General features: G+C 33.0%; 24 protein-coding genes. 20 read left to right on the top strand and 4 right to left on the bottom strand.

The features are described from left to right. The first annotated feature begins 20 nt into the window (after window positions 1-20). Window positions 21-1310: an aminopeptidase P family protein gene (locus FUA26_RS05310; RefSeq protein WP_147132554.1), complete on the top strand. Its 1290-nt coding sequence runs from the start codon at window positions 21-23 to the stop codon at window positions 1308-1310. 78 nt (window positions 1311-1388) lie between these two features. Here FUA26_RS05310 and FUA26_RS05305 read toward each other — a convergent pair whose 3' ends face one another. Next, complete coding sequence (locus FUA26_RS05305) at window positions 1389-2711, bottom strand: aspartate kinase (protein ID WP_147132551.1); 1323 nt, start codon at window positions 2709-2711, stop codon at window positions 1389-1391. Window positions 2712-2854: 143 nt separating this feature from the next. Between FUA26_RS05305 and FUA26_RS05300 the strand changes: the two genes are divergently transcribed. The 4 genes from FUA26_RS05300 to FUA26_RS05285 all read left to right on the top strand — a co-directional run bounded on the left by FUA26_RS05300 (window position 2855) and on the right by FUA26_RS05285 (window position 4987). Continuing rightward, window positions 2855-3511 carry a hypothetical protein gene (locus FUA26_RS05300; RefSeq protein WP_147132548.1) on the top strand — a complete coding sequence of 219 codons (657 nt, stop codon included), beginning with the start codon at window positions 2855-2857 and terminating at the stop codon, window positions 3509-3511. A 47-nt stretch (window positions 3512-3558) separates the two neighbouring features. Next, entirely contained in the window at window positions 3559-4338 is a 780-nt protein-coding gene (locus tag FUA26_RS05295; protein WP_147132545.1) for an alpha/beta hydrolase, read from the top strand. Window positions 4339-4395: 57 nt separating this feature from the next. Next, entirely contained in the window at window positions 4396-4662 is a 267-nt protein-coding gene (locus tag FUA26_RS05290; RefSeq protein WP_147132542.1) for a hypothetical protein, read from the top strand. A gap of 82 nt (window positions 4663-4744) precedes the next feature. Continuing rightward, complete coding sequence (locus tag FUA26_RS05285; RefSeq protein WP_147132539.1) at window positions 4745-4987, top strand: hypothetical protein; 243 nt, start codon at window positions 4745-4747, stop codon at window positions 4985-4987. On the opposite strand, the gene thiL is transcribed toward FUA26_RS05285, so the two are convergent. Further along, entirely contained in the window at window positions 4977-6023 is a 1047-nt protein-coding gene (gene thiL / locus FUA26_RS05280; protein WP_147132536.1) for a thiamine-phosphate kinase, read from the bottom strand. The genes FUA26_RS05285 and thiL overlap by 11 nt on opposite strands. Window positions 6024-6134: 111 nt before the next feature. Here thiL and FUA26_RS05275 point away from each other — a divergent pair, with 111 nt between their 5' ends. From FUA26_RS05275 to FUA26_RS05205, 15 genes are all read left to right on the top strand, one after another. Then, window positions 6135-7400 carry a choice-of-anchor B family protein gene (locus tag FUA26_RS05275; protein ID WP_147132533.1) on the top strand — a complete coding sequence of 422 codons (1266 nt, stop codon included), beginning with the start codon at window positions 6135-6137 and terminating at the stop codon, window positions 7398-7400. A 5-nt stretch (window positions 7401-7405) separates the two neighbouring features. Beyond that, window positions 7406-8743 (top strand): hypothetical protein, encoded by a 1338-nt coding sequence (locus tag FUA26_RS05270; RefSeq protein ID WP_147132530.1) that lies wholly within the window; start codon window positions 7406-7408, stop codon window positions 8741-8743. Window positions 8744-8754: 11 nt separating this feature from the next. Beyond that, window positions 8755-9519 (top strand): MbnP family protein, encoded by a 765-nt coding sequence (locus tag FUA26_RS05265; protein ID WP_147132527.1) that lies wholly within the window; start codon window positions 8755-8757, stop codon window positions 9517-9519. A 7-nt stretch (window positions 9520-9526) separates the two neighbouring features. Beyond that, a complete protein-coding gene (locus FUA26_RS05260) occupies window positions 9527-10576 on the top strand; it encodes a cytochrome-c peroxidase (protein WP_246109077.1) in 1050 nt (349 codons plus the stop codon). 392 nt (window positions 10577-10968) lie between these two features. Beyond that, window positions 10969-11298, top strand: coding sequence for a HesB/IscA family protein (locus tag FUA26_RS05255; RefSeq protein WP_147132524.1), 330 nt, complete (start codon window positions 10969-10971; stop codon window positions 11296-11298). A 52-nt stretch (window positions 11299-11350) separates the two neighbouring features. Further along, window positions 11351-12799 carry a Fe-S cluster assembly protein SufB gene (gene sufB / locus FUA26_RS05250; RefSeq protein WP_147132521.1) on the top strand — a complete coding sequence of 483 codons (1449 nt, stop codon included), beginning with the start codon at window positions 11351-11353 and terminating at the stop codon, window positions 12797-12799. A gap of 48 nt (window positions 12800-12847) precedes the next feature. After that, window positions 12848-13597 carry a Fe-S cluster assembly ATPase SufC gene (gene sufC, locus FUA26_RS05245; protein WP_147132518.1) on the top strand — a complete coding sequence of 250 codons (750 nt, stop codon included), beginning with the start codon at window positions 12848-12850 and terminating at the stop codon, window positions 13595-13597. Between the two features lie 91 nt (window positions 13598-13688). Continuing rightward, complete coding sequence (gene sufD / locus FUA26_RS05240) at window positions 13689-15002, top strand: Fe-S cluster assembly protein SufD (protein WP_147132515.1); 1314 nt, start codon at window positions 13689-13691, stop codon at window positions 15000-15002. A gap of 151 nt (window positions 15003-15153) precedes the next feature. Then, on the top strand, window positions 15154-16368 hold the full coding sequence (locus tag FUA26_RS05235; RefSeq protein WP_147132512.1) for an aminotransferase class V-fold PLP-dependent enzyme: 1215 nt from the start codon (window positions 15154-15156) through the stop codon (window positions 16366-16368). Window positions 16369-16486: 118 nt separating this feature from the next. After that, window positions 16487-17278 carry an META domain-containing protein gene (locus FUA26_RS05230; RefSeq protein WP_147132509.1) on the top strand — a complete coding sequence of 264 codons (792 nt, stop codon included), beginning with the start codon at window positions 16487-16489 and terminating at the stop codon, window positions 17276-17278. Between the two features lie 39 nt (window positions 17279-17317). Beyond that, window positions 17318-17740 carry a SufE family protein gene (locus FUA26_RS05225; protein WP_147132506.1) on the top strand — a complete coding sequence of 141 codons (423 nt, stop codon included), beginning with the start codon at window positions 17318-17320 and terminating at the stop codon, window positions 17738-17740. A gap of 86 nt (window positions 17741-17826) precedes the next feature. After that, window positions 17827-18153, top strand: coding sequence for an SUF system Fe-S cluster assembly protein (locus FUA26_RS05220; RefSeq protein WP_147132503.1), 327 nt, complete (start codon window positions 17827-17829; stop codon window positions 18151-18153). A gap of 35 nt (window positions 18154-18188) precedes the next feature. Continuing rightward, entirely contained in the window at window positions 18189-18695 is a 507-nt protein-coding gene (locus FUA26_RS05215; RefSeq protein WP_147132500.1) for a DUF2480 family protein, read from the top strand. A 73-nt stretch (window positions 18696-18768) separates the two neighbouring features. After that, window positions 18769-19698 (top strand): DUF3078 domain-containing protein, encoded by a 930-nt coding sequence (locus FUA26_RS05210; RefSeq protein WP_147132497.1) that lies wholly within the window; start codon window positions 18769-18771, stop codon window positions 19696-19698. Window positions 19699-19786: 88 nt separating this feature from the next. Beyond that, window positions 19787-20485 carry a hypothetical protein gene (locus FUA26_RS05205; protein WP_147132494.1) on the top strand — a complete coding sequence of 233 codons (699 nt, stop codon included), beginning with the start codon at window positions 19787-19789 and terminating at the stop codon, window positions 20483-20485. Window positions 20486-20499: 14 nt separating this feature from the next. Here FUA26_RS05205 and FUA26_RS05200 read toward each other — a convergent pair whose 3' ends face one another. Both FUA26_RS05200 and hflX read right to left on the bottom strand, forming a co-directional pair. Beyond that, window positions 20500-22779, bottom strand: a complete 2280-nt coding sequence (locus FUA26_RS05200) for a penicillin-binding protein 1A (RefSeq protein ID WP_246109076.1) — start codon at window positions 22777-22779, stop codon at window positions 20500-20502. Then, on the bottom strand, window positions 22769-23992 hold the full coding sequence (gene hflX, locus FUA26_RS05195; protein ID WP_147132492.1) for a GTPase HflX: 1224 nt from the start codon (window positions 23990-23992) through the stop codon (window positions 22769-22771). Before hflX ends, FUA26_RS05200 begins: the two co-directional genes overlap by 11 nt. Window positions 23993-24051 lie beyond the last annotated feature (59 nt).

Below are 24051 nucleotides of genomic sequence, written 5' to 3'. Positions count from 1 at the left end.
AAACTTAATATGTACTTAACATGAAATATTCACCTATAGATAGTAGCCTTTTTATAAAAAACCGTAAAAACTTTGGTTCAAAAATGAAACCCAATAGTTTAGCTGTTTTTAATTCTAATGATATATACCCGATAAGTGCAGACAGTACGCTGCCATTTCAGCAACACAGAGATATTTTTTATTTAAGTGGTGTTGATCAAGAAGAAAGCATTTTAGTAATTTTTCCTGATTGCCCTAAAGAAAAACACAGAGAAATTTTATTTCTAAAAGAAACTAATGAGCATATTGCTGTTTGGGAAGGCGAAAAACTAACCAAAGAAAAGGCCTTTGAAGTTAGCGGTATTAAAACAGTTTATTGGTTACAAGACATGGAACGCATTATGTTTGAATTAATGACGCAATGTGACACTGTATACATTAACACAAATGAACATTACCGTGCCAATGTTGAAGTTGAAACCCGCGAAGACCGATACACTAAATGGCTAAAGCAAAAATACCCAGCACATAATGTTGCTAAAAGCGCACCAATATTACAACATTTACGCTCTGTTAAAGACACCATTGAAATAGACTTAATTCAAAAAGCATGTAATATTACCGAAAAAGGTTTTAAACGTATTTTAAACTTTGTAAAACCTGGTGTTTGGGAATATGAAATTGAAGCAGAATACATACACGAATTTATTAAAAACAAATCAAAAGGGTTTGCTTACACACCAATAGTTGCCAGTGGCAACAATGCCAATGTACTGCACTACATTGAAAACAACAAACAATGTAAAGCAGGCGATTTACTTTTAATGGATGTTGGTGCTGAGTACGCTAATTACTCTAGTGATATGACCAGAACTATTCCAGTTTCTGGTAAGTTTTCTGAAAGACAAAAAGCAGTATACAATGCCGTTTTAAGAGTTAAAAATGAAGCTACAAAAATGTTAGTTCCAGGAACGCTTTGGGAAGCCTACCATATTGAAGTTGGTAAAATTATGACTTCTGAATTATTAGGCCTAGGGCTGCTAGACAAAGCCGATGTACAGAACGAAAATCCTGACTGGCCTGCCTACAAAAAATATTTAATGCACGGTACTAGCCACCACATGGGATTAGACACACACGACTATGGTATTTTAACCGAGCCCATGCAAGAAAACATGGTATTTACCGTGGAGCCTGCAATTTATATTCCTGCAGAAGGTTTTGGTATTAGAATTGAAGATGACGTTGTAATTCAAAAAAGTGGCGCCCCAATAAACCTTATGAAAAATATACCCATTGAAGTTGATGAAATTGAAGACTTAATGAATTAACGGAAAAAAACAAAAGAGGGATTTTTTAAAAATCCCTCTTTCTATGTTGCAAAAACCGTGTTTAAAATTTTACGTTGTTTAAATGGCGACTAACTCAAATAAATATGCATTTAGTTTTTGCAAAGTTTCTACTTTATTTTTAGTATCAATTAACAACGAAATATTATTTCGGCTACCACCATAAGAAATCATCCTTATTTTTACATCTTGTAAAATTTGAAATAACTTAAAAGTATCTTGGTGGTCTGCAATTGAATGCCCTACTAAACACACAATACTTTGGTTTTTATCAATTTCAATAGATGAAAACGTTTCTAACTCAGCTACAATTTTATCAAGGTTTCTATCATCATCAATAGTTAAAGACACCGCAACTTCCGATGTTGTAATCATATCAATTGATGTTTCATAAGTTTCAAATATTTCAAATACTTTTCTTAAAAAACCGTGTGCTAAAAGCATTCTTCCAGATTTAATTCTTATGGCAGTAATATTATCTTTTGCCGCCACAGCTTTAATACCGTTTTCAACATGGTTTCCACTAATTAAAGTACCAAAAGCAGCAGGATCCATAGTATTTTTTAATCGCACCGGAATACCATCTTCTCTAACAGGCAATACCGTTTGTGGGTGTAATATTTTAGCACCAAAATAAGCCAACTCCGCAGCTTCATCAAAAGACAAATTAGATATTGGTTTTGTGCCTTCAACAAACCTAGGATCATTGTTATGCATGCCATCAATATCTGTCCAAATTTGCACTTCTTCAGCATTTATAACTGCTCCAATTATAGTGGCTGTATAATCACTACCTCCACGTTGTAGGTTAGATACATTTCCTTCAGCATTTAAACAAATAAAGCCTTGGGTAATATAAATATCAGCGGCAGGTGTGTTATCTATAACATGCTGTAAATCTTTTTTAATAGCAGCAATAGCTGGTTCTTTAACAGCGTTAGTTTTCATAAAACTTAAAGCCGGTAACAATTGCGCGTTAATACCTTCTTGTTGTAAAAATTTAGTAAACATAAAGGTAGAAAGTAATTCACCTTGTGCTAAAATTTCGTTTTCAACAGTTTTTGTAAATGAATTTTCAGCACATGATTTTAAGAAATCAAAACGCTCAACTACATAAGCTTCAACATTTGCTTTAATTGTATTATCTGTAATTAATTCATTTACAACATCAATATATTTGGCGTGTAAATTATTAATTTCTGTAATAGCATCCACCTTATTTAAGGTAGCTATTTTATTAGCTATACTTACTAACGCATTGGTAGTACCAGACATAGCAGATAATACCACTATTTTTTTATCACCATCAGTAATTATAGATTTTACGTTATTCATGTTTTTAACTGAACCTACCGATGTACCACCAAATTTTAAAACCTTCATATTTATAGTATTATATGTAATAGATGCAACATCTATTTATTTCATTTTCATTATTTTGAAGTACAAAACTAAAATACAAAGTGACTAAAAACTTATTTTTATAAAAAAATGTTTACTTTTACACAAATTGTTAAATAGTTAACATGAAGACCGTATCAAACTGTGTTGAAGATATTTTAATTACACAACCTTACTTAGAAGAAGCTTTATCTAGAAACATAATTAACTATAGCGCCCTAGCTGTAGAATTAACAGAACCTATAAGCAAAATGCTTAAAAAAGATGTAAAACCAGGGGCTATTATGATGGCTTTAAGGCGTTACAGTCCGCCACCAGCATTAAGTAATTCGGTTAAAATGAAACGTGTTATTAAAAACTTAGGAGATATAACGGTGCGCTCAAACTTAACAGATTTTACAGTAAAAAACTCTGATACTCTAATTGATAATCACTCAAAAATTTTAGAACGTATAAACGAAGAAAACAAGCTTTTTTATACGTTTACAAGAGGTATTCATGAAAGCAACATTATAATTTCAAGTAGTTTAAAAGATTTTGTTGAAACCAATCTTAACAATGAAACATTTTTAGCCGTACAAAGCGGCTTGTCTGCTATTAGCATTAACCTGCCGCAAGACAACTCTAAAATTGCCGGACTATATTATCATTTCTTCAAACGATTAGCCTGGGAAGGCATTGTACTTTACGAAGTACTTTCAACAACAAACGAGTTTACAATTTTGGTAGAAGATGAATATGTAGACAAAGCCTTTGCTGCCATAAAAAGGGTAAAAACTTAAGGCATTTAAAACAATGTATTTTACCTTTGCCGCTAATTTATTGAGAGATGATTTTAAAGCACAAAGGCATAAACATTTTTTATACCGAAACAGGCAAAGGTAGCGCCATTGTTTTACTTCATGGGTTTTTAGAAAGTTCAAAAATTTGGGACACATTTGTACCAAAACTAGCTAAAAAAAACAGAGTTGTTTGTATAGATTTATTAGGCCATGGCAACACCGAATGTTTAGGCTATATTCACACCATGGAACTCATGGCTGAAGCTGTTGAAGCCGTACTAAAACATTTAAGAATTAGAAAATCTACATTTATTGGCCATTCAATGGGTGGTTATGTGGCTTTGGCTTTTGCCGAAAAAAACCCAGATAATGTAAAAGGTTTATGTTTACTTAACTCTACAGCAAGTGCAGATACTCCCGAAAAAAAACAAAACAGAGCGCGCGGTATTATTGCCGTTAAACAAAATCACAAAACATTTATAAGGCATGCTGTTTCAAATTTATTTATACCAGAAAATCATAAAAAATTTGCAACTCAAATAAAACAACTTATAAAAGACTGCCAAAAAACACCTTTACAAGGTATTGTTGCTGCTTTAGAAGGCATGAAAATACGTGAAGACCGCGAAGTTTTACTTCATTTTTCGCCTTATAAAAAGATGATGATTATTGGAAAAAACGATCCTATTTTGAATTACAATAACCTAATTTCTCAAACTAAAGACACTAATGTAAATGTTGTAGTTTTAGATGGCGGACACATGAGTTTTATTGAAAATGAAAGTGCTTGTTTAGCGAATATAATGCATTTCATCGAAAATAATTAACTATTTGTCGATATTTAATATTTTTTTTGTAGGTTTATATTCATAACCCCAATTACCATGAATGAAAATATTAAAAAAACAGCTTTACTACCCAAAGTGTACTGCTCTATTTTTGGTCATGATTACCAAATAACAAAACACGTAACTTACCACGTTAAAGAGTACACCTGTTCACATTGTAAAAAACAGCTAACCACCAATAGCAACGGCAACTTAATTGAACTAACACCTAAGTTTAAAGAAATTAACTCTATTTTAGAAAAGATTCATTTATCAAAAACTCAACGTTTAAAGAGAAAAAATACACTTTCATCGATTTATTAACATTTCATTAATATTTTTTATCGTGATTTTTTACTTTTAAGAAGTCTTCCCCAAGCACAGATTTTTTAATAGCTAAAATTTTATGAAACACCTTCATTGCAAAGTATTTGGACACGATTTAAGAGTTAGTAAAAATATAACATTTCACGTAAAAGAATACACCTGTAAAAACTGCGGAAAAGAATATACAACAAGCGGCAGTGGTAATTTAACAGAGCTAACACCTAAGTATAAAGATATAAATAGGGTTTTAGAAAATATTCATTATCGCCGTCAATTAAAATACCAAAAACTTCACCCAGAGTTACTTGTGTTTAGGCATTAAAATTTTTCCAACCTTGGGCTTTAATTTCAACTTTTGTTTCCGCTCTGGTAACAAGGTGTACGCCTGCCTCTTTTTCTCTCATAAAACCAATAACCGTTAAACTAGGATTTGCCTTTATTTTCGGGTAATCTTCTTGCGAAATAGTAAATAGCAACTCATAATCTTCACCACCATTTAAAGCAACAGTAGTGCTATCAATATTAAATTCTTCGCAAGTAGAAATAACTTGCGGATCTAGAGGAATTTTATTTTCATACAAATCGCAACCAACATTACTTTGTTTACATAAATGTAAAATTTCTGATGATAAACCATCACTAACATCAATCATTGCAGTTGGTTTTACTTTTAAATCGCTTAAAAGTTTTACAACATCCTTTCGTGCTTCAGGCTTTAATTGGCGCTCAACAATATAAGTATAAGGTTCTAAATCTGGCTGATTATTAGGGTTCACTTTATAAACTTCTTTTTCTCTTTCAAGTACCTGTAAACCCATGTAAGCACCACCTAAATCACCCGAAACAACTAACAAATCATTAGGCTTTGCACCGTTTCTGTAAACTTCATTACTTGGTTCAACTTCACCAATGGCAGTTACTGATATTAGCAAACCTGTTTTGCTTGAAGTAGTATCGCCACCAACAACATCAACATTATAAATTTTAGCAGCAGTTTCAATACCTGCATAAACAGCTTCTAAAGCCTCCAACGGAAACCTGTTTGATACCGCAATTGAAACTGTTACTTGAGTAGCCGTTGCATTCATTGCATAAATATCTGACAAGTTTACTATTACAGCTTTATAACCTAAATGCTTAAGCGGCATGTAGCTTAAATCAAAATGCACACCTTCAACTAGCAAATCTGTTGAAACAACAACATTATTATTTTTAAAATTTAACACTGCTGCATCATCACCAATACTTTTAATAGTAGATGTTTGCTTTACCTTAAAATTTTTAGTTAAATGATCAATAAGTCCAAACTCACCTAAATCACTTAACTGTGTTCTTTGTTGATTTTTATCCTCTATCATAATGCAAAAATAATAGTTTTATTAGGTTAAATTTGTTACTTTACAAATAGTTTTAATTATGTTGAAAATAATAACAGCAATTAAAACGTTTTTAAAATAAAATGCAGCAGCATGATTTACTATAAAAAGAAGATAACTTTCAAATATTTTGCAATTATAGCAGGTATTTTTTCGTTTTTATTTGCTTGTGAAAGAGATAATAATTTACCCATAAATAATGATACTAACACAAACACTGAAGTTTTAGCGGCATGCACTAATGGTTTTGCGGATATTTACCCATGTAATGATTATGATTTAATGGCCAATTTACCGCTAAGTGTTTTTAATGCTAACGCAGGTAATGACTCTTGGGGTTGGGTTGATACTGAAACCAACAAAGAATATGCACTTATGTGTACCGATAACGGCGTAGCCTTTGTAGACATTACCGATGCATTAAACCCTTTATATTTAGGCAAATTACCAACTGCAACCATTGCAAGCCCTTGGCGTGATGTTAAAGTGTACAACAACCACGCTTTTATTGTAGCTGATAATAATGTGGGTGAAGATAGCCACGGTATGCAAGTTTTTGATTTAACCAGACTACGAAACGTAAGCAATCCGCCTGAAACTTTTACTGCCGACACACATTTTACAGGTTTTGGTAGAGCTCACAATATAGTTATTAATGAAACTAGCGGTTACGCTTACATTGTTGGAGGCAACAGAAGCAACGCATTTGCTGGCGGCCCTATTTTTATAAATATTCAAGACCCTAAAAACCCCGTTATGGAAGGCGGTTTTGGCGCTGGAGGCTACTCACACGACGCCCAAGTTGTAACTTACAACGGGCCAGATGCCGATTATTTTGGTGATGAAATTTTAATTGGCAGTAACGAAAACGAAGTGGTTATTGCTAATGTAACCGATAAAAACAACCCCACCATTATTTCTAAAATAACTTACAATAATGTTAGATATGCACACCAAGGTTGGTTTACTTCAGATATGACCTATTTTATTTTAGGTGACGAACTTGATGAACTAAGACTTGGAATTAATACCAAAACTATTATTTTTGATTTTACAGATTTAGATAACCCACTAGTACACTTTGATTACTTTGGCCCCACAACTGCTATAGACCACAACGGGTATACTTTAAACAACAATTTCTTTCTTGCCAACTACAATGCTGGCATGCGTGTTTTAGATATTTCAGCAATAAACAATAAATCATTTACAGAAATTGGTTTTTTTGACACCTACCCTGATGATGACAACACAGGTTTTGATGGCGCTTGGACAGTTTACCCATATTTACCAAGCGGTAACATAATTATTAGCGATGGCACTAACGGCCTTTTTATAGTTAGAAAATCTGGAACCTAATCAAAATGTTTCAAGCCTCAAAAACATACTACACTTACATTTTTTTTCTAATTTTTGTTTTTAACTGTTCAGAAGAAAACAATTCAGAAAATAGTATAAGCACCCCAACTGAAAGCGTGATAATTACAACTTTAGGTGGCTCTAAAAACGAAAGCGCTCGCTCAGTTACTCAAACCCAAGATGGTGGTTATGCAGTTTTAGGCTACACGCAAAGTACCGATGGTAATGTTACCTCAAAAACAAACAACTCATTTGATTATTGGCTACTAAAATTTAACAATCAACACAAGTTACAATGGCAAAAAAACTATGGAGGCACCAATGATGATCGTGGAAATTGCATCATTGAAACCCATGATGGTGGTTTTGCTATTTTAGGCGCTAGTAAAAGCAATGATTTAGATGTTTCAAACAACAACGGCTTTGATGATTTTTGGATGATAAAAACCAACAGCTCTGGTGATATTATTTGGGAGAAATCGTTTGGGTTTTCTGGTGCCGATACTGGCACATCTTTAATTCAAACCAATGATAATGGCTTTTTAATTACAGGAGTTTTAGATGTTTCTGCCTCAAACGGACAGGGTAATACAAAACTTTCTGCAAAAAGACATGCCGGTGGCGATTATTGGGCTATAAAACTTGATGCTAACGGCAACCTACAATGGAGCAAATATTTTGGCGGCACATTTACCGATACACCTTACGACATTACACAAACCAACACCAATGACTTTATACTTGTTGGCTCTTCTGATAGTTTTGATTTTGATGTGAAAAACAATAAAGGCACCTATGATTTTTGGGTAGTTAAAATATCTGAAAATGGTGATTTTATATGGGAAAAATCGTTTGGAGGTTCGCAAATTGATGAGGCCAGAGCCATTACCCAAATATCCGACGGCAATTTTATTATTGTTGGTGATACACGAAGTAATGATATTGATATTACAAAAAACAACGGTGCTGCAGATTTATGGATTATAAAAATTAATACAAACGGGCAATTACTTTGGGAAAAAACTATTGGCGGCAACAACTTTGATGCTGCACGCGCTATTTCAAAAACTGCAGATAATGGTTTTTTAATTGCAGGAAATACCAGAAGCAGCAATAATGATGTTTTAAAAAACAACGGACAAAATGATGCTTGGATTGTAAAACTCAATAGTAACGGCAATTTAGTATGGCAACAAACCGTTGGTGGCAGCAATGTAGATTTAGCTTACAGCGCCATTGAATTAACCAATGGCGAGGTAATTGCCGTTGGCGAATCTAGCAGTTCAAATTTCAACATAACAAACCAAGGCTTTACAGACCTTTTAATTTTCAGACTGAAATAATTTCAAAAAAAATGAAAAAAATAATTTTCACATTACTCATTATATTAACAGTACTATCATGTACTGATTCTGAAGAAACAATAGAAAGCAAAAATATAACCTTGAATTTTTCGCACACTTGGGATGGTGTTCCTGTAACAAATGCAGATTTTAACACCTTTAAATTCACCACCAAAAACGGTGAACAATTAAAGATTGAACGCTTGCGCTATGTAATATCTGATGTGACTTTAGAAACATCAAACGGCGAGCTTATTGTAATAAACGCTCATAATTTAGTTGATGTAACTAATAATAAAAATTTAACTTTTGCACCAACAGCACCCATATTAACTGGCAATTATAATAATATGTCTTTTATATTTGGTTTCAAAAATGAAAAAAATATAAGCGCTGCTTATGAAGATTTAAACACCGCAATTTTTGGTGTCCCAGAAATGCTTGGTGGCGGCTACCATTACATGCAACTAGACGGAAAATTTAAAAATGAAAGTGATGAAACTATTGGTTATAACTTTCATGCCATTAGAGCTGTTGATGCCTCTGGCGATACACCAACATTTCCTAAAGACACTTTTATAAAAGTAAATTTAGGACCTGTTTCAATTTCAGATAATACTACTTTTAATATTGAAATGAATATTGCCGAATGGTTTAAAAACCCACACACATGGAATTTAAACCAACTACACCAAACGTTAATGCCCAATACTAATGCACAAATTATGATGTTTGATAACGGACAAAGTGTATTCAACTTAAAATCAATAAACTAATTTTTTTTTGAATGCAAAGTTTCCACATATTGCTACTTTACTGTTTTTGGTTTTATTAGCGTGCAACACCGAAACCGTTGATAGCTATACACCTACACCAAGCCCTTTGGAAATACCCCAATTGTTTGAGGCCAGAATACTAAACCCTGTAATACCAATTGATAACCAACAAACCAAAGAAGGCATTGCTTTGGGTAAAAAACTATTTTTTGATCCTATTTTATCAATAAACAACACTATTGCTTGTGCCAATTGCCACTTACCACAAAATGCTTTTACCGATAGTAACCGCTTTAGCAATGGCGTTAACCAAACTTTAAGCAAACGTAATGCCATGCCTCTTTTTAACCTTGCGTGGAATTATGATGAAAAATTCTTTTGGGACGGCAGTGTTTTTAGTTTAGAACACCAAGCAATTCAGCCAGTTATTGATGTTAACGAAATGGGAAACACTTGGCAAAACGTTGAACAAAGCTTAAACAGTCACCCTGAATATCCAGAATTATTCAAACAAGCCTTCGGAACCTCAAAAATAGATTCTACTTTAGTTACAAAAGCCATTGCCCAATTTGAGCGTACTTTAATTTCAGCCACTTCAAAATTTGATAAATTTCTTTTGGGTTTAACTACTTTAACGCCTCAAGAACAAAACGGATTTAACGTTTTTATGGATGAAAACAGAGGCGATTGTTTTCATTGTCATGGCACTGAAAACAATCCGTTATGGACAGATAATCTTTTTCACAATAATGGCTTAGATAGTGAATTTACAGATTTAGGTTTGGGAGCCATAACGGGTGATCCTGCTGATAACGGAAAATTCAAAACACCATCCATTAGAAATTTAGCTTTCACAGCACCATATATGCATGATGGCAGATTTTCAACATTAGAAGAAGTAATAAACCACTACAGCGAAGGTTTAAAAAACTCATCAACCATTGATCCATTAATGAAAAAAATTGCCCAAGGAGGCGTACAACTTACCAATGAAGACAAAGCCAATTTAAAAGCTTTTTTACTAACGTTAACTGATTTTGACTTTATAAAAAACTAATTTTTCTAATAAAAATTACATTTTTTAGTAAAGTACGGTTTTTACGCAGCAAAAATTTTAATCATTTTTTTATTTTGGAGGTTTAATCCCTCAGAATGAAGCACAAATCTACAGCAAACTTATATTGTTATGCCTATGGGCATAATTTTTTCCGTGTAGATGATTCGCCTCACCTTATATGTAAAAATTGTAAACAGCACTTTACATACAACACACATGGCGATATTGTTCCTGTTGCGAAAACTTCAGAAAAAGTCATAAAAAAACATCATTTTACCTATATAAGAAAAACTTATTAGAACATTTATTAATATAATGTTAGGTAACATGGTTATCGCTGACTTATATTGTATATTTGCAGTCAATTTAGAGCAAATCTAAACACAAAAGGTATGATTAAAGTTTCAGAAACAGCAAAGAAAAAAGTGATAGAGCTTATGACTGAAGACGGTTATAACGCTACTACAGATTTTGTTCGCGTTGGAGTTAAAAGTGGTGGTTGCTCAGGGTTATCATACGATTTAAAGTTTGATAAACAGCAACAAGAAGATGATAAAGTTTTTGAAGACAACGGTGTAAAAATTATTGTAGACAAAAAAAGCTTTTTGTACTTAATTGGTACAACACTAGAATACTCGGGCGGTTTAAATGGTACAGGTTTTGTTTTTAATAACCCCAATGCCAACAGAACTTGCGGTTGTGGTGAATCATTTTCACTGTAAGCCTATATAAATCTTCACAAAAGAAGACTTTTAAAAAAATTAAACTCGAACAATGAGCAAATATACAGAGGACGATTTAAGAGAAGAATTAAAAACCAAAGAATACGAATATGGTTTCTATACAGACATAGAATCTGAAACGTTTCCTAATGGTTTAAACGAAGACATTGTACGCGCTATTTCAAAAAAGAAAGAAGAACCAGAATGGATGACTGAATGGCGCTTAGAAGCATTTCGTGTTTGGGAAAGCATGACTGAACCTGAATGGGCAAATGTAAACTATGAAAAACCAGATTTTCAAGCCATTTCATATTATTCTGCACCAAACAGTAAACCAAAATATGATAGTTTAGATGAAGTTGACCCTGAATTACTGGCAACTTTTGATAAACTTGGTATTTCATTAGACGAGCAAAAAAAATTAGCAGGTGTGGCTATGGATGTAGTTGTTGATTCTGTTTCAGTAGCAACAACCTTTAAAGAAACACTTGCAGAACAAGGTATTATTTTTATGAGTATTTCTGAAGCCATAAAAAAACATCCAGACCTTGTAAAAAAATATATTGGCACTGTAGTGCCACAAAAAGATAATTTTTATGCCGCATTAAACAGTGCTGTTTTTAGTGATGGTAGTTTTTGCTACATACCAAAAGGCGTAAGATGCCCTATGGAACTATCAACATATTTCCGTATAAACCAAGCAGGAACAGGCCAATTTGAGCGCACATTAGTAATTGCTGATCAAGGCAGCTACGTAAGTTATCTTGAGGGTTGTACAGCACCAAGCAGAGACGAAAACCAATTACACGCAGCTGTTGTTGAGCTAATTGCACTTGATGATGCCGAAATAAAATACTCTACAGTACAAAACTGGTTTCCTGGAAATGCCGAAGGTAAAGGTGGTGTTTACAATTTTGTAACCAAAAGAGGCCTGTGCGAAACCAATGCAAAAATTTCATGGACACAAGTAGAAACTGGTTCTGCAGTAACTTGGAAATACCCATCGTGTGTATTAAAAGGTGATAATTCTGTGGGCGAATTTTATTCTATAGCTGTAACCAATAATTACCAACAAGCTGATACCGGAACAAAAATGATTCACCTTGGAAAAAACACCAAGTCAACCATTATATCAAAAGGTATTTCAGCAGGAAAATCGCAAAACTCATACCGCGGATTGGTGCAAATTCACTCCAGAGCTGAAAACGCACGTAACTTTTCTCAATGTGATAGTTTATTAATGGGCAACGAGTGTGGTGCACACACCTTCCCTTACATTGAAGCAAAAAACAAAACAGCACAAATAGAGCACGAAGCTACTACAAGTAAAATTGGTGAAGACCAAATATTTTATTGTAACCAACGTGGTATAGATACTGAAAAAGCCATTGCACTAATAGTAAACGGTTTTAGTAAAGAAGTATTAAATAAATTACCAATGGAGTTTGCTGTTGAAGCACAAAAATTATTAGAAATAAGTTTAGAAGGAAGCGTTGGTTAAACCAATAATTTCAAATTAAAATATTACAAAAAAACGAAGCCAATACATATGTTAAAGATAGAAAACCTACACGCAAGTGTTGAAGATAAAAGCATTTTAAAAGGTATAAATCTAGAAGTAAAACCAGGCGAAGTACATGCTATTATGGGACCTAATGGTTCTGGTAAAAGTACGCTTTCATCAGTAATTGCAGGAAAAGAAGAATACGAAGTATCTGAAGGAAGCATAATTTTTGATGGTGAAGATATTGAAGAATTAGCAGCCGAAGAACGCGCTCATAAAGGTATATTTCTATCATTTCAGTATCCTGTAGAAATCCCAGGTGTATCGGTAACAAACTTTATAAAAACAGCAATTAACGAAACACGTAAAGCTAAAGGTTTAGAAGACATGCCTGCAAAAGACATGCTAAAACTAATCCGCGAAAAATCTGATTTATTAGAAATAGACCGTAAATTTTTATCGCGCTCTTTAAACGAAGGCTTCTCGGGTGGTGAAAAAAAGCGTAATGAAATTTTTCAAATGGCTATGTTAGAACCTAAACTAGCTATTCTTGATGAAACAGACTCTGGTTTAGATATTGATGCGCTTCGTATTGTTGCAAACGGCGTAAACAAACTAAAAAGCAAAGACAATGCTGTAATTGTAATTACGCACTACCAGCGCTTGTTAGATTATATTGTACCAGATTTTGTACACGTTTTACATAACGGTAAAATAGTAAAATCGGGCACTAAAGAACTGGCTCACGAACTTGAAGAAAAAGGATACGATTGGATTAAACAAGAGATGGCATAACCAACTCTAAGTTAAAAGTAAAAAGTTTGCAAGGTTTAAAGTTAACATCACCTTTTTGCTTTTAAACGTTTAAACATTTCAACTTAAAAGAATGGATTTAAAAGACAAATTATTATCATCTTTCATAGTTTTTGAAAACCAAACCGAAGGTAACGCCTACGTTAACGATGTTCGTAACGAAGCTATAAAAACCTTTGAAACCAAAGGCTTTCCAACAAAAAAAGATGAAGCTTGGAAATACACATCTTTAAACAAAATTTTAAAAGAAGACTACAGCGTTTTTCCAAAAAAAGAAGACGCTTTAGATTATAAGGATGTAAAAAAGTATTTCATTCATGATATAGACACTTATAAAATTGTATTTGTAGATGGCAAATACTCATCGCACCTATCTGCAACCACGCATGATGGTATTGATGTTTGCCTTATGTCTGCCGCATTAACAAAACCAAAATACAGGTTAGTAATTGAAAATTACTTTAATAAAGCAGCCACTACAGATGGCTTATCATCATTAAACACAGCATTTTCTAAAGAAGGCGCCTACATACACATACCAAAAAACAAAATAGCCGATAAGCCTATTCAAATTATACATTTTTCAACAGGTTTAGAGTGCGCAAGCATGCTACAACCACGTAACTTAATTGTTGTTGAAGAAAATGCACACGTGCAAATTATTGAGCGCCATCAAAGCCTAACAAGCAACCCGGTTTTAACCAACAGTGTTACCGAAATTTTTGCCAAAAAACGCGCTATTGTAGATTATTATAAAATACAAAACGATGTGCAAAACGCATCATTAATTGATAACACCTTCATAAAACAAAAACAAGAAAGTTTTGCCTCTGTACACACCTTCTCTTTTGGTGGTAAATTAACACGTAATAACCTTAATTTCTATCAAGAAGGCGAACGTATAGACTCAACACTAAAAGGCGTTACCATTATTGGCAACAAACAACACGTAGACCACAATACCCTTGTACACCACATTGAGCCAAACTGCGAAAGTCATCAAGATTATAAAGGTATATTTTCAGATAGTGCCACAGGCGTATTCAACGGCAAAGTAGTTGTTGAAAAAGAAGCCCAAAAAACAAACGCTTTTCAAGCCAATAATAATATTTTAGTAAGCGATAAAGCAACAATAAATACCAAACCACAACTAGAAATTTTTGCAGATGATGTAAAATGCTCACACGGTTGTACCATTGGCCAGTTAGATGAAAGTGCATTGTTTTACATGCGTTCTCGCGGTATACCAGAAAAAGAAGCCAAAGCATTACTAATGTATGCATTTAGTAATAACGTTTTAAGCTCAGTTAAAATACCAGAACTAAAACAACGCATTACTAAAATTATAGCAAACCAATTGGGTGTTAATATTGGTTTCGATTTGTAATACTGAGTAATTTCAGTATAAAATTTTTATTAGTAGCTAATTCCCGCTATCCACTGTATCTTTTTTGTTTTGTGCTATCTAAAAGCCAATTTATAAGGTTTTTACCCAAAACAAAAAAGGATGCCGTTTCTATCGGGGCTAAAAAACAACCATGTTAAACGTTGAAAACATAAGAAAAGATTTTCCAATACTTTCACGTAAAGTAAACGGAAAACCTTTAGTATATTTTGATAATGCTGCTACCTCGCAAACACCACAACAAGTAATAAATGCTATTGTAAATTATTATTCAAACTACAACGCAAATATTCATCGTGGTGTTCACACTCTAAGTCAGGAAGCTACAGATTTGTATGAGGAATCCCGAAAAAAAATACAAGCACATTTTAATGCTAAATTTTCTCATGAAATCATATTTACATCAGGCACAACACATAGTATTAACTTAGTAGCCAATGGTTTTTCTTCGTCATTAAAAAAAGGCGATAACATTATTGTTTCAGCTTTAGAGCATCACAGTAATATTGTACCTTGGCAAATGTTGTGCGAGCGTACCGGTGCCACACTAAACGTTATTCCAATGAATAATGAAGGTGAATTGGTAATGACCGCGTATGACAAACTACTATCAAAAAATACAAAATTGGTTTTTTGTAACCATATTTCAAACGCTTTGGGTACTATAAACCCCATTGAAACAATTATAGAAAAAGCACACGCTGTTGGTGCCGCCGTTTTAATTGATGGCGCTCAAGCATGCCCACATTTAAAACCAGATGTTCAAGCTTTAAATGTAGATTTTTATGTAACATCTGCTCATAAAATGTGTGGTCCAACCGGGGTTGGTATGCTTTATGGTAAAGAAGCTTGGTTAAAAAAACTGCCGCCATACCAAGGTGGTGGCGAAATGATTGCCGAAGTTACTTTTGAAAAAACCACATACGCCGATTTACCACATAAATTTGAAGCCGGCACACCAAACATTGCTGGTGGTATTGTTTTTGGTACTGCCATTGATTACATGAACAGTATTGGTTTTGAAGCTATTGCAAATTATGAAAATGACTTATTGCAGTACGCTACTAAAAAACTTTTAGATATTGAAGGCTTGAAAATTTATGGTACTTCAAAACAAAAAACATCTGTATTATCGTTTAATTTAGAAGGTATTCACCCGTATGATGTGGGCTCCATTTTAGACAAATTAGGAATTGCTGTACGAACAGGCCACCATTGCGCGCAACCCATCATGGATTTTTATAAAATACCAGGCACAGTGCGTGCTTCGTTTGCATTTTATAATACCAAAGCTGAAATTGATATTTTGGCAGAAGGGATAAAAAAAGCTAAAATGATGTTGTCTTAACATCTTAAAACAGCCAAAAAGATTTTTTAATTCTGAAGTATTTTAATTAATGAAAATCAACCTCATAAATTTGCGGTATGTTTTTTGTAAATTAGTTAGTAAATTCAAAGTAATATAAATGAAATATACGCTAATAATTTTCAGCATTTTTGTGTTAAAATGCGGAACACCAAAAACAGAAACGGTTTTAAATATTTCAGAAAAAAACACCTATCAAAACATCACACTTCAAAATAAATACACTATAAAAACTGTAAATGGCAACAATGTAACTACGCATTGTTTATTTATAGAATTTAATACTAAAACCAAACAAGTATCTGGTTTTGCAGGCTGTAATAATTTTTTTGGCAACTATAAAACAGATAATGAAACCATAAAATTAGGCCCATTAGCAACCACACGAAAAATGTGTGCACCCCACAAAAACACCTTAGAAAAAAACATTTTAAGGGCATTGCAAGGTGCCAACAAAATAACTGTAAAAAACGATAGTTTAATACTTTTTAATAATACTGAAACAATACTTGAAGCTGTAGTAAATAACGTTAAACCTAGTATTAATTTTGAATACACGCAAACATCAAGAGGTTACTTTAAACAAATTAAAATTGATAATAATTTTGCCAAAATTAGCACTACGCGTGAAGCAGAAGGTGAAAAAAAGCGTTATACTAAATCTAAATGGGAAACCCTTAAAAATTTAATTGATAGCATAGATTTAAAAACACTAGATACATTACAGCCACCAAGTAAAAAACATCAATTTGATGGTGCAGCGCTTGCTAAACTAACCATTACTTTAAATGGTGAAACGTATGAAACACAACCGTTTGACCATGAAAATCCGCATCCAAAAATTGCAAAAGTTGTTAAAGAAATCTTATCAATAGCACAAAACATTGAATAGCAATTTTTCTTGTTGTATTTTTGTTTAAAATTTGACACCGTGACGATTGAAGATATTCAAAATGAAATAATAGACGAATTCTCAATGTTTGAAGATTGGGAAGAACGTTACCAATATATGATTGATTTAGGGAAAGAATTACCCTTAATTAACCACCAATATAAAACCGATAATAATATTATTAAAGGTTGCCAAAGTAAAGTTTGGGTACATGCCGAAATGGATGATGATAAACTAGTTTTCACAGCCGATAGTGATGCCATAATTACAAAAGGTATAATTGCTATTTTAATTAGAGCATTTTCAAATCAGCATCCAAAAGATATTATTGATGCAGACACCAGTTTTATTGATAAAATTGGACTAAAAGAACACCTATCGCCTACCCGAGCAAACGGTTTGGTTAGTATGGTAAAACAACTAAAAATGTACGCCATTGCGTACCAAACACAATTAAAATAATTGTATTTTGAATTTCCTGCCAAAGTAGGATTTATATTAACAATAAGGTTTTCCGCTTTCGTGGAAACGGTAAAAGAATATGCTTTATGAGTGACTCAACAATAGATACAAATGCTTTAGGCGAAAAAATAGTTAATGTTTTAAAAACTATTTATGACCCTGAAATTCCGGTAGATATTTACGAATTAGGATTAATTTATGACGTTTTTGTAAACGAAGATTACGACGTTAAAATTTTAATGACCCTTACCACACCAAACTGCCCTGTTGCCGAAACATTGCCACTAGAGGTTGAAGAAAAGGTAAAGTCTTTAAACGATGTTAATAATTGTGAAGTTGAAATAACTTTTGATCCACCTTGGAGCCAAGACCTAATGAGCGAAGAAGCCAAATTAGAGTTAGGAATGTTATAATTTACGTTAAAACACTAAACTTTTAAATATTTACAATGGCCAACGAAATAGTAAATCGTGTTGCTAATAGCAAATTAATAACTTTTGATCTTGAGGATTTTTATCCTAAAGGAGCACGCATTGTTTTTGATATTAAAGATTGGCTTTTTGAAGGTTTCGTTCTACGCGAAAAAGACTTTAGAGAACAGGTTAAAAACCACAATTGGGAGCAATACCAAAACACCTATGTAGCCTTAACCTGTAGTACTGATGCCATAATACCTGGTTGGGCATACATGCTTTTAACTGTAAACTTAGAACCCTATGCTAAAAAAATAGTAGTAGGAAATTTAAACACCTTAGAAACAGTTATTTATCAAGATATTATTAATAATCTTGACACTTCAAAATACAAAAATGCACCCGTTATTATAAAAGGCTGCACCAATAAACCAGTACCACAAAACGCTTATTTAATGGCTATTAGCAAACTAAAACCTGTAGCTAAATCTATTATGTATGGTGAGGCATGTTCTGCTGTACCACTTTACAAAAAAAAGTAATATTTTTCTGTGACCTAAACCAAAACTTGGGTCTAACACGTATATTTGCATAAACAAAACAAAATTACGTTACATGAAAAAAGTACTAGTATTAGGTATGTTGTTTTTAGGAGTTATTTCCATTAACGCACAAACCAAGGAAGAATTAAAAGCACAAAAAGCTGAAAAACAAGCTATAGCTGACAAAGCACAAGCCGAAGCAAATGCTATTCAAGCTAAAATTGATGCCCTTCCAGGGTGGAGAACAGGAGCATTTGGTACCATTGGCGGAAGTTTATCTGGTTTTAACAATTGGTACGCACAAGATAAACCCAACAACAACTCTGGTAATATTGGTTTTACTTTTAACGCATTTGCTAACTTAATTGAAGAGAAATTTTTCTGGAGAAACGCTTTAAACACCAATTTAGCTTGGGTAAAGTTAGATGACAAAGACAACGGTACTGATGCCGATGATAGTTTTGAACCAACTACTGATGTTTTTAACCTTTCATCGCTTTACGGTAGAAATCTTACTAAAACTTTAGCAGTTTCAGGTTTACTTGAATACAGAACAACACTTTTAAACAATTTTAATGACCCTGGTTATTTAGATGTTGGTGTTGGTGCTACTTGGACGCCTATTGAAAACTTAATAGTAGTAATTCATCCATTAAACTACAACTTTGTATTTGCTGATAATGATGCTGTTTTTGATTCATCTATGGGTGCTAAAATAGTAGCAGACTACACAAGGCAACTTGGTGCTATAAACTTTAAAACAAACCTATCGGCTTTCCAAAGTTACAAATCTAGCGATTTATCAAACTGGACGTGGACAAACTCATTTAGCTACACACTTTGGAAAATGATTGGTGTTGGTTTTGATTTTGGTTTACGTAACAACAAACAAGAGGCATTAAACTATGCTTTAGCACAAGACCCTGCAACAGCAACTGGTTTTGATGATGTTGATAACGATTTACAAACTTACTGGACACTTGGTTTAAGCTACAAGTTTTAAAACATTTTAAATAAATTAACCAAAAACCTCTTAATTAGTTAAGAGGTTTTTTTAATTTTAAACTATTCATTTGATAAAGTACTAAACATTGAAACCCCAAAACGAAGACCTAAAAATTGCTGATTACAGAATTAGAAAACTTATTGGTTTTTTAGGTTTATTTCTTCCTTTTTTACTTTATTTTACTGAAGGTGAACTATTAGCTTCAATAAGTCATTATTACTACAAACCATTGCCATCGCTTATTTTTATTATAATTCTATCAGCTTTTGGCTTGTTTTTACTATCATATAAAGGCTATACTTTTGATACAAATTCTGAAAAAATTAGTGACGATGTGCTTACCAATATTGGTGGTATTGCTGCTTTAGTAGTTGTATTTATTCCAACATGTTGTAAGGGTAGTTTAAGCGCTTCAGTTGATATTATTTGCAGAGATGAAAATTTCCCTTTGCTAGGGCATAATAACGACTTTAAAAACACCATTCATTTAGTAGCTGCTGGCATTTTTATGTTTACAATGGGGTGGATGTCTAAATACAAATTTACCCGAAGCACTAATGACATTAACAACAAAATTTATAAAATATGTGGTAACTTAGTGTGGTTATCTATTACACTAATTATTGTTTTAATAATTTTTGAAAAACTGAATATACATATTGGCTTTACAGATTATTATGTGTTTGTTTTTGAAACCACAGCCATCATTCCTTTTGGCATTTCTTGGTTAGTAAAAGGTGATGTTTTAAATAATGTAAGTAATATGTTTAAAAAAGAAAACTGATTATTTTAATTAGCTTAATTAACATCAAACTTCTTTTTCTTTTGTTTTTTTCCTTTAAATAATCGCTTTAAAAAACCATCTCTTTTCTCGGGTTCACAATCTAAATCCTGTAAAACCTGTGCTTTTGGTTTTTCAAACATACTTTTAGTTATAGTATTAAATTTAGAATTGGCATTCAATTGTTTATAAAAGTTAGCAAAAATAGGCAGTGCTGAATTGGCGCCTTGACCAATACTGGTAGTTTTAAAACCTATAGCATGATTATCATTTCCTACCCAAGTAACAGTAACTAATTTTGGTGTTAAAGCAACAAACCATCCATCTTTATTATTTTGTGTAGTACCTGTTTTTCCGGCAATGGCATTTTGCAAACCGTAAACATTACGCAACCTAGAGGCAGTACCATAATTTACGGTAGTTTTCATAATTTCTAGCATGATTTGCCTTGTGTAATCACTATAAGCTTTTTCACTTGAAACTTCGGGTTTAAAATCAATTATAACACGTCCGTTTTTATCGGTAATTTTAGTAATAGCATAGGGTTTTACAGGTAGGCTATTATTAACATAACTAGCGTAAACACCAGTTAGCTCTTTTAAATTAATTTCGGCAACGCCTAATGCTAATGAAGGTTCTTCTGGTAAATCTTTTGTAATTCCAAGCTTTTTGGCTTGGGTAATAACCTTTGGTATACCAACCTCATTAAATACTTTAACCGCTATGGTGTTTACAGAATTACTTAATGCCTTTTCAAGATTGTAATTTATGTAAGGATCTTCATTTTTATTACCTGAATTTGTAGGTGTCCAGTCATCAAAATTAGTATATGTTACAGCTGATAATGGAAAATAAGTGCATGGTTTCATACCGTTTTCAATAGCAGCCGTATAAACAAAAGGTTTAAATGTTGAACCTATTTGGCGTTCGCTTTGCGATACATGGTCGTACTTAAAAAACCTATAATCTATACCACCAACATATGTTTTTATAGCACCTGTTGAAGGTTCTATGGATAACATACCCGTATTTAAAAATTTCAAATAATGTTTTAAACTATCAATAATTGATACATTTCTAACAGTATCACCTTCCCAACTAAACAGCTCAATGGGTTGTTTTACAGCTAAAGAATCTGAAATTTGTTGTGTTGTTAAACCTGCTTCTTTTAAAGTTTTATAACGTGCTAGTTTTTTTATTTCAGATTGAATTAATTTTGAATTTGATAGCCATGGGGCCAGTTTACCAAAAGCACTTTCATGTGTTTTTTGAAGTTTTTTAAGATGCATTTTCATAGCAGATTCTGCCATAGCTTGCATAGTAGAATCTAACGTGGTATGCACTATTAAACCATCTTTATACAAATTATAATGTTCGCCATCTTTATTCTTTAAAGTATCTAAAATTGTTAAAACTTCTTTTTTAATTGCCGCTCTAAAATAAGGCGCTAAACCAACATCATGATTAAATGATTTATAATGTAATGTTAGAGGTAAATTACTTAAAGAGTCGGTTGCTACTTCAGTTAAGTAACTATACTTTTCCATTTGCTGCAAAACTATATTCCGGCGGCTTTTACTTTGCTCTAAATGTTTGCGTGGGTTGTAGTAGCTGGTAGCTTTTAATGTACCAACTAATGTGGCTGCCTCTTCAACTGTTAAATGTTTAGCCGCTTTATTAAAAAACTTTTGCGCTGCACTTTCAACACCATAGGTATTATCTGGAAATGGCACCGTATTTAAATACATGGTAAGTATATCTTCTTTTGAATATACACGTTCAATGCGTTTGGCTACAATAGATTCTTTAAACTTATTTATAAGCATACTAAACATAGCATACTGTTTTCTTCCATAAAGATTTTTTGCCAATTGCAACGTTATGGTGCTACCACCACCTGCCGATTTATTACCCAATAAAATATTTTTAAAAAACACCCTTAATAGGCTCACATTATCTACACCATTGTGTTCATAAAAACGCACATCTTCGGTAGCAATTAAAGCATTAATAAGGTGTTTTGGAAAGGCATTAAACGGTAATGGTTGCCTATCATAAATATAATATTTACCTATAAGTTTACCATTACAATCTAGTAATTGTGTAGCCTGTGCTTGCTCAATAGTTTTTAAATCTTGGGTGGTAGGAAGTTTACCAAAAACACCCCAAAGTGTACATAAATAAATGCTTAAAAAGAATACAAAAATGCTAGCCCCAAAAACTAACAGCCATTTTACCCATTTTTGTTTTAATAATTTTAGGTTTATATGGTGTTTTAAGGGTTTTTTATGCATCATCTACATCAAATTCGTTATAATCTGGATACAAAAAGTTGTTATACGGAAAGCGTGTTACGTGAATTTCTCTAACCTCATCATACACACGCTTTTTAAAATCATCTAAATTCTTTTTATTTAACGCCGAAATAAACAAAGCATTATTACCTATTTTGTTCATCCACGTTTTTTTCCACTCTTCTAGTGTGTAATTAGCTTTGGTACGTTCAGTTTCTAAGTCGTCTTCATCAATAGGCTCAGGCTTGTAAGCATCAATTTTATTAAATACCATAATAGTAGGTTTATCACTACTATCAATTTCGCCTAAAATTTTATTAACCGAAGCAATGTGTTCTTCAAAATTAGGGTGCGAAATGTCAACTACATGTAATAACAAATCGGCTTCTCTCACTTCATCTAAAGTACTTTTAAAACTCTCAACCAATTGCGTTGGTAATTTTCTAATAAAACCAACCGTATCACTTAATAAAAAAGGTAAGTTTTGTATAACCACTTTACGTACCGTAGTATCAAGGGTAGCAAATAATTTATTTTCGGCAAAAACTTCGCTTTTGCTTACTACATTCATAAGTGTAGATTTGCCAACGTTTGTATAACCAACCAATGCCACACGCACCATTTTTCCACGGTTACCACGCTGTACAGCCATTTGTTTATCAATGGTTTTTATGCGTTGTTTAAGCAGTGCTATTTTATCGCGTACAATACGCCTATCGGTTTCAATTTCGGTTTCACCGGGTCCGCGCATTCCAATACCTCCTTTTTGGCGTTCAAGGTGCGTCCACATACCACGTAATCTTGGTAATAAATATTCGCATTGCGCCAATTCTACTTGGGTACGTGCATAACTTGTTTGGGCACGTTGTGCAAAAATATCTAATATTAAATTGGTTCTATCTAATACTTTTACGTTAAGTATTTTGCTTATGTTGCGCTCTTGTGCGGCAGATAGTTCATCATCAAAAATAGCCGTTCCTACGTGGTGTTCATCAATAAATTGGCGTACATCTTCCATTTTACCAGAACCAATAAAAGTTCTAGAGTCTGGTTTTTCCATTTTTTGTGTGAAGCGTTTTACAACCTCTCCGCCTGCTGTGTAGGTTAAAAACTCTAACTCATCTAAATATTCTTTAGATTGAACTTCGTCTTGATCTTTAGTAATAATTCCTATTAAAACAGCTTTTTCTAAAGCTACATCTTTCTTTTCTATCATATAAATTAATATTGTACAAAGTTACACAATTGTTATCACATTAATTTTTATATTTTTAG

The organism is Seonamhaeicola algicola (assembly GCF_007997385.1).
GTDB classification, from domain to species: domain Bacteria; phylum Bacteroidota; class Bacteroidia; order Flavobacteriales; family Flavobacteriaceae; genus Seonamhaeicola; species Seonamhaeicola algicola.
This window is presented reverse-complemented; position numbering and strand designations above follow the sequence as displayed.

What these genes read in the sequence shown, in the direction of transcription:
- sufC (WP_147132518.1), top strand. Translation starts at nt 12,848, where the DNA reads ATGTTAAAGATAGAAAACCTACACGCAAGTGTTGAAGATAAAAGCATT.
- sufB (WP_147132521.1), top strand. Translation starts at nt 11,351, where the DNA reads ATGAGCAAATATACAGAGGACGATTTAAGAGAAGAATTAAAAACCAAA.
- hflX (WP_147132492.1), bottom strand. Translation starts at nt 23,992, where the DNA reads ATGATAGAAAAGAAAGATGTAGCTTTAGAAAAAGCTGTTTTAATAGGA.
- FUA26_RS05235 (WP_147132512.1), top strand. Translation starts at nt 15,154, where the DNA reads ATGTTAAACGTTGAAAACATAAGAAAAGATTTTCCAATACTTTCACGT.
- FUA26_RS05215 (WP_147132500.1), top strand. Translation starts at nt 18,189, where the DNA reads ATGGCCAACGAAATAGTAAATCGTGTTGCTAATAGCAAATTAATAACT.
- FUA26_RS05300 (WP_147132548.1), top strand. Translation starts at nt 2,855, where the DNA reads ATGAAGACCGTATCAAACTGTGTTGAAGATATTTTAATTACACAACCT.
- FUA26_RS05270 (WP_147132530.1), top strand. Translation starts at nt 7,406, where the DNA reads ATGTTTCAAGCCTCAAAAACATACTACACTTACATTTTTTTTCTAATT.
- FUA26_RS05285 (WP_147132539.1), top strand. Translation starts at nt 4,745, where the DNA reads ATGAAACACCTTCATTGCAAAGTATTTGGACACGATTTAAGAGTTAGT.
- FUA26_RS05210 (WP_147132497.1), top strand. Translation starts at nt 18,769, where the DNA reads ATGAAAAAAGTACTAGTATTAGGTATGTTGTTTTTAGGAGTTATTTCC.
- FUA26_RS05295 (WP_147132545.1), top strand. Translation starts at nt 3,559, where the DNA reads ATGATTTTAAAGCACAAAGGCATAAACATTTTTTATACCGAAACAGGC.
- FUA26_RS05305 (WP_147132551.1), bottom strand. Translation starts at nt 2,711, where the DNA reads ATGAAGGTTTTAAAATTTGGTGGTACATCGGTAGGTTCAGTTAAAAAC.
- thiL (WP_147132536.1), bottom strand. Translation starts at nt 6,023, where the DNA reads ATGATAGAGGATAAAAATCAACAAAGAACACAGTTAAGTGATTTAGGT.
- FUA26_RS05200 (WP_246109076.1), bottom strand. Translation starts at nt 22,779, where the DNA reads ATGATGCATAAAAAACCCTTAAAACACCATATAAACCTAAAATTATTA.
- FUA26_RS05290 (WP_147132542.1), top strand. Translation starts at nt 4,396, where the DNA reads ATGAATGAAAATATTAAAAAAACAGCTTTACTACCCAAAGTGTACTGC.
- FUA26_RS05275 (WP_147132533.1), top strand. Translation starts at nt 6,135, where the DNA reads ATGATTTACTATAAAAAGAAGATAACTTTCAAATATTTTGCAATTATA.
- FUA26_RS05230 (WP_147132509.1), top strand. Translation starts at nt 16,487, where the DNA reads ATGAAATATACGCTAATAATTTTCAGCATTTTTGTGTTAAAATGCGGA.
- FUA26_RS05220 (WP_147132503.1), top strand. Translation starts at nt 17,827, where the DNA reads ATGAGTGACTCAACAATAGATACAAATGCTTTAGGCGAAAAAATAGTT.
- FUA26_RS05255 (WP_147132524.1), top strand. Translation starts at nt 10,969, where the DNA reads ATGATTAAAGTTTCAGAAACAGCAAAGAAAAAAGTGATAGAGCTTATG.
- sufD (WP_147132515.1), top strand. Translation starts at nt 13,689, where the DNA reads ATGGATTTAAAAGACAAATTATTATCATCTTTCATAGTTTTTGAAAAC.
- FUA26_RS05265 (WP_147132527.1), top strand. Translation starts at nt 8,755, where the DNA reads ATGAAAAAAATAATTTTCACATTACTCATTATATTAACAGTACTATCA.
- FUA26_RS05310 (WP_147132554.1), top strand. Translation starts at nt 21, where the DNA reads ATGAAATATTCACCTATAGATAGTAGCCTTTTTATAAAAAACCGTAAA.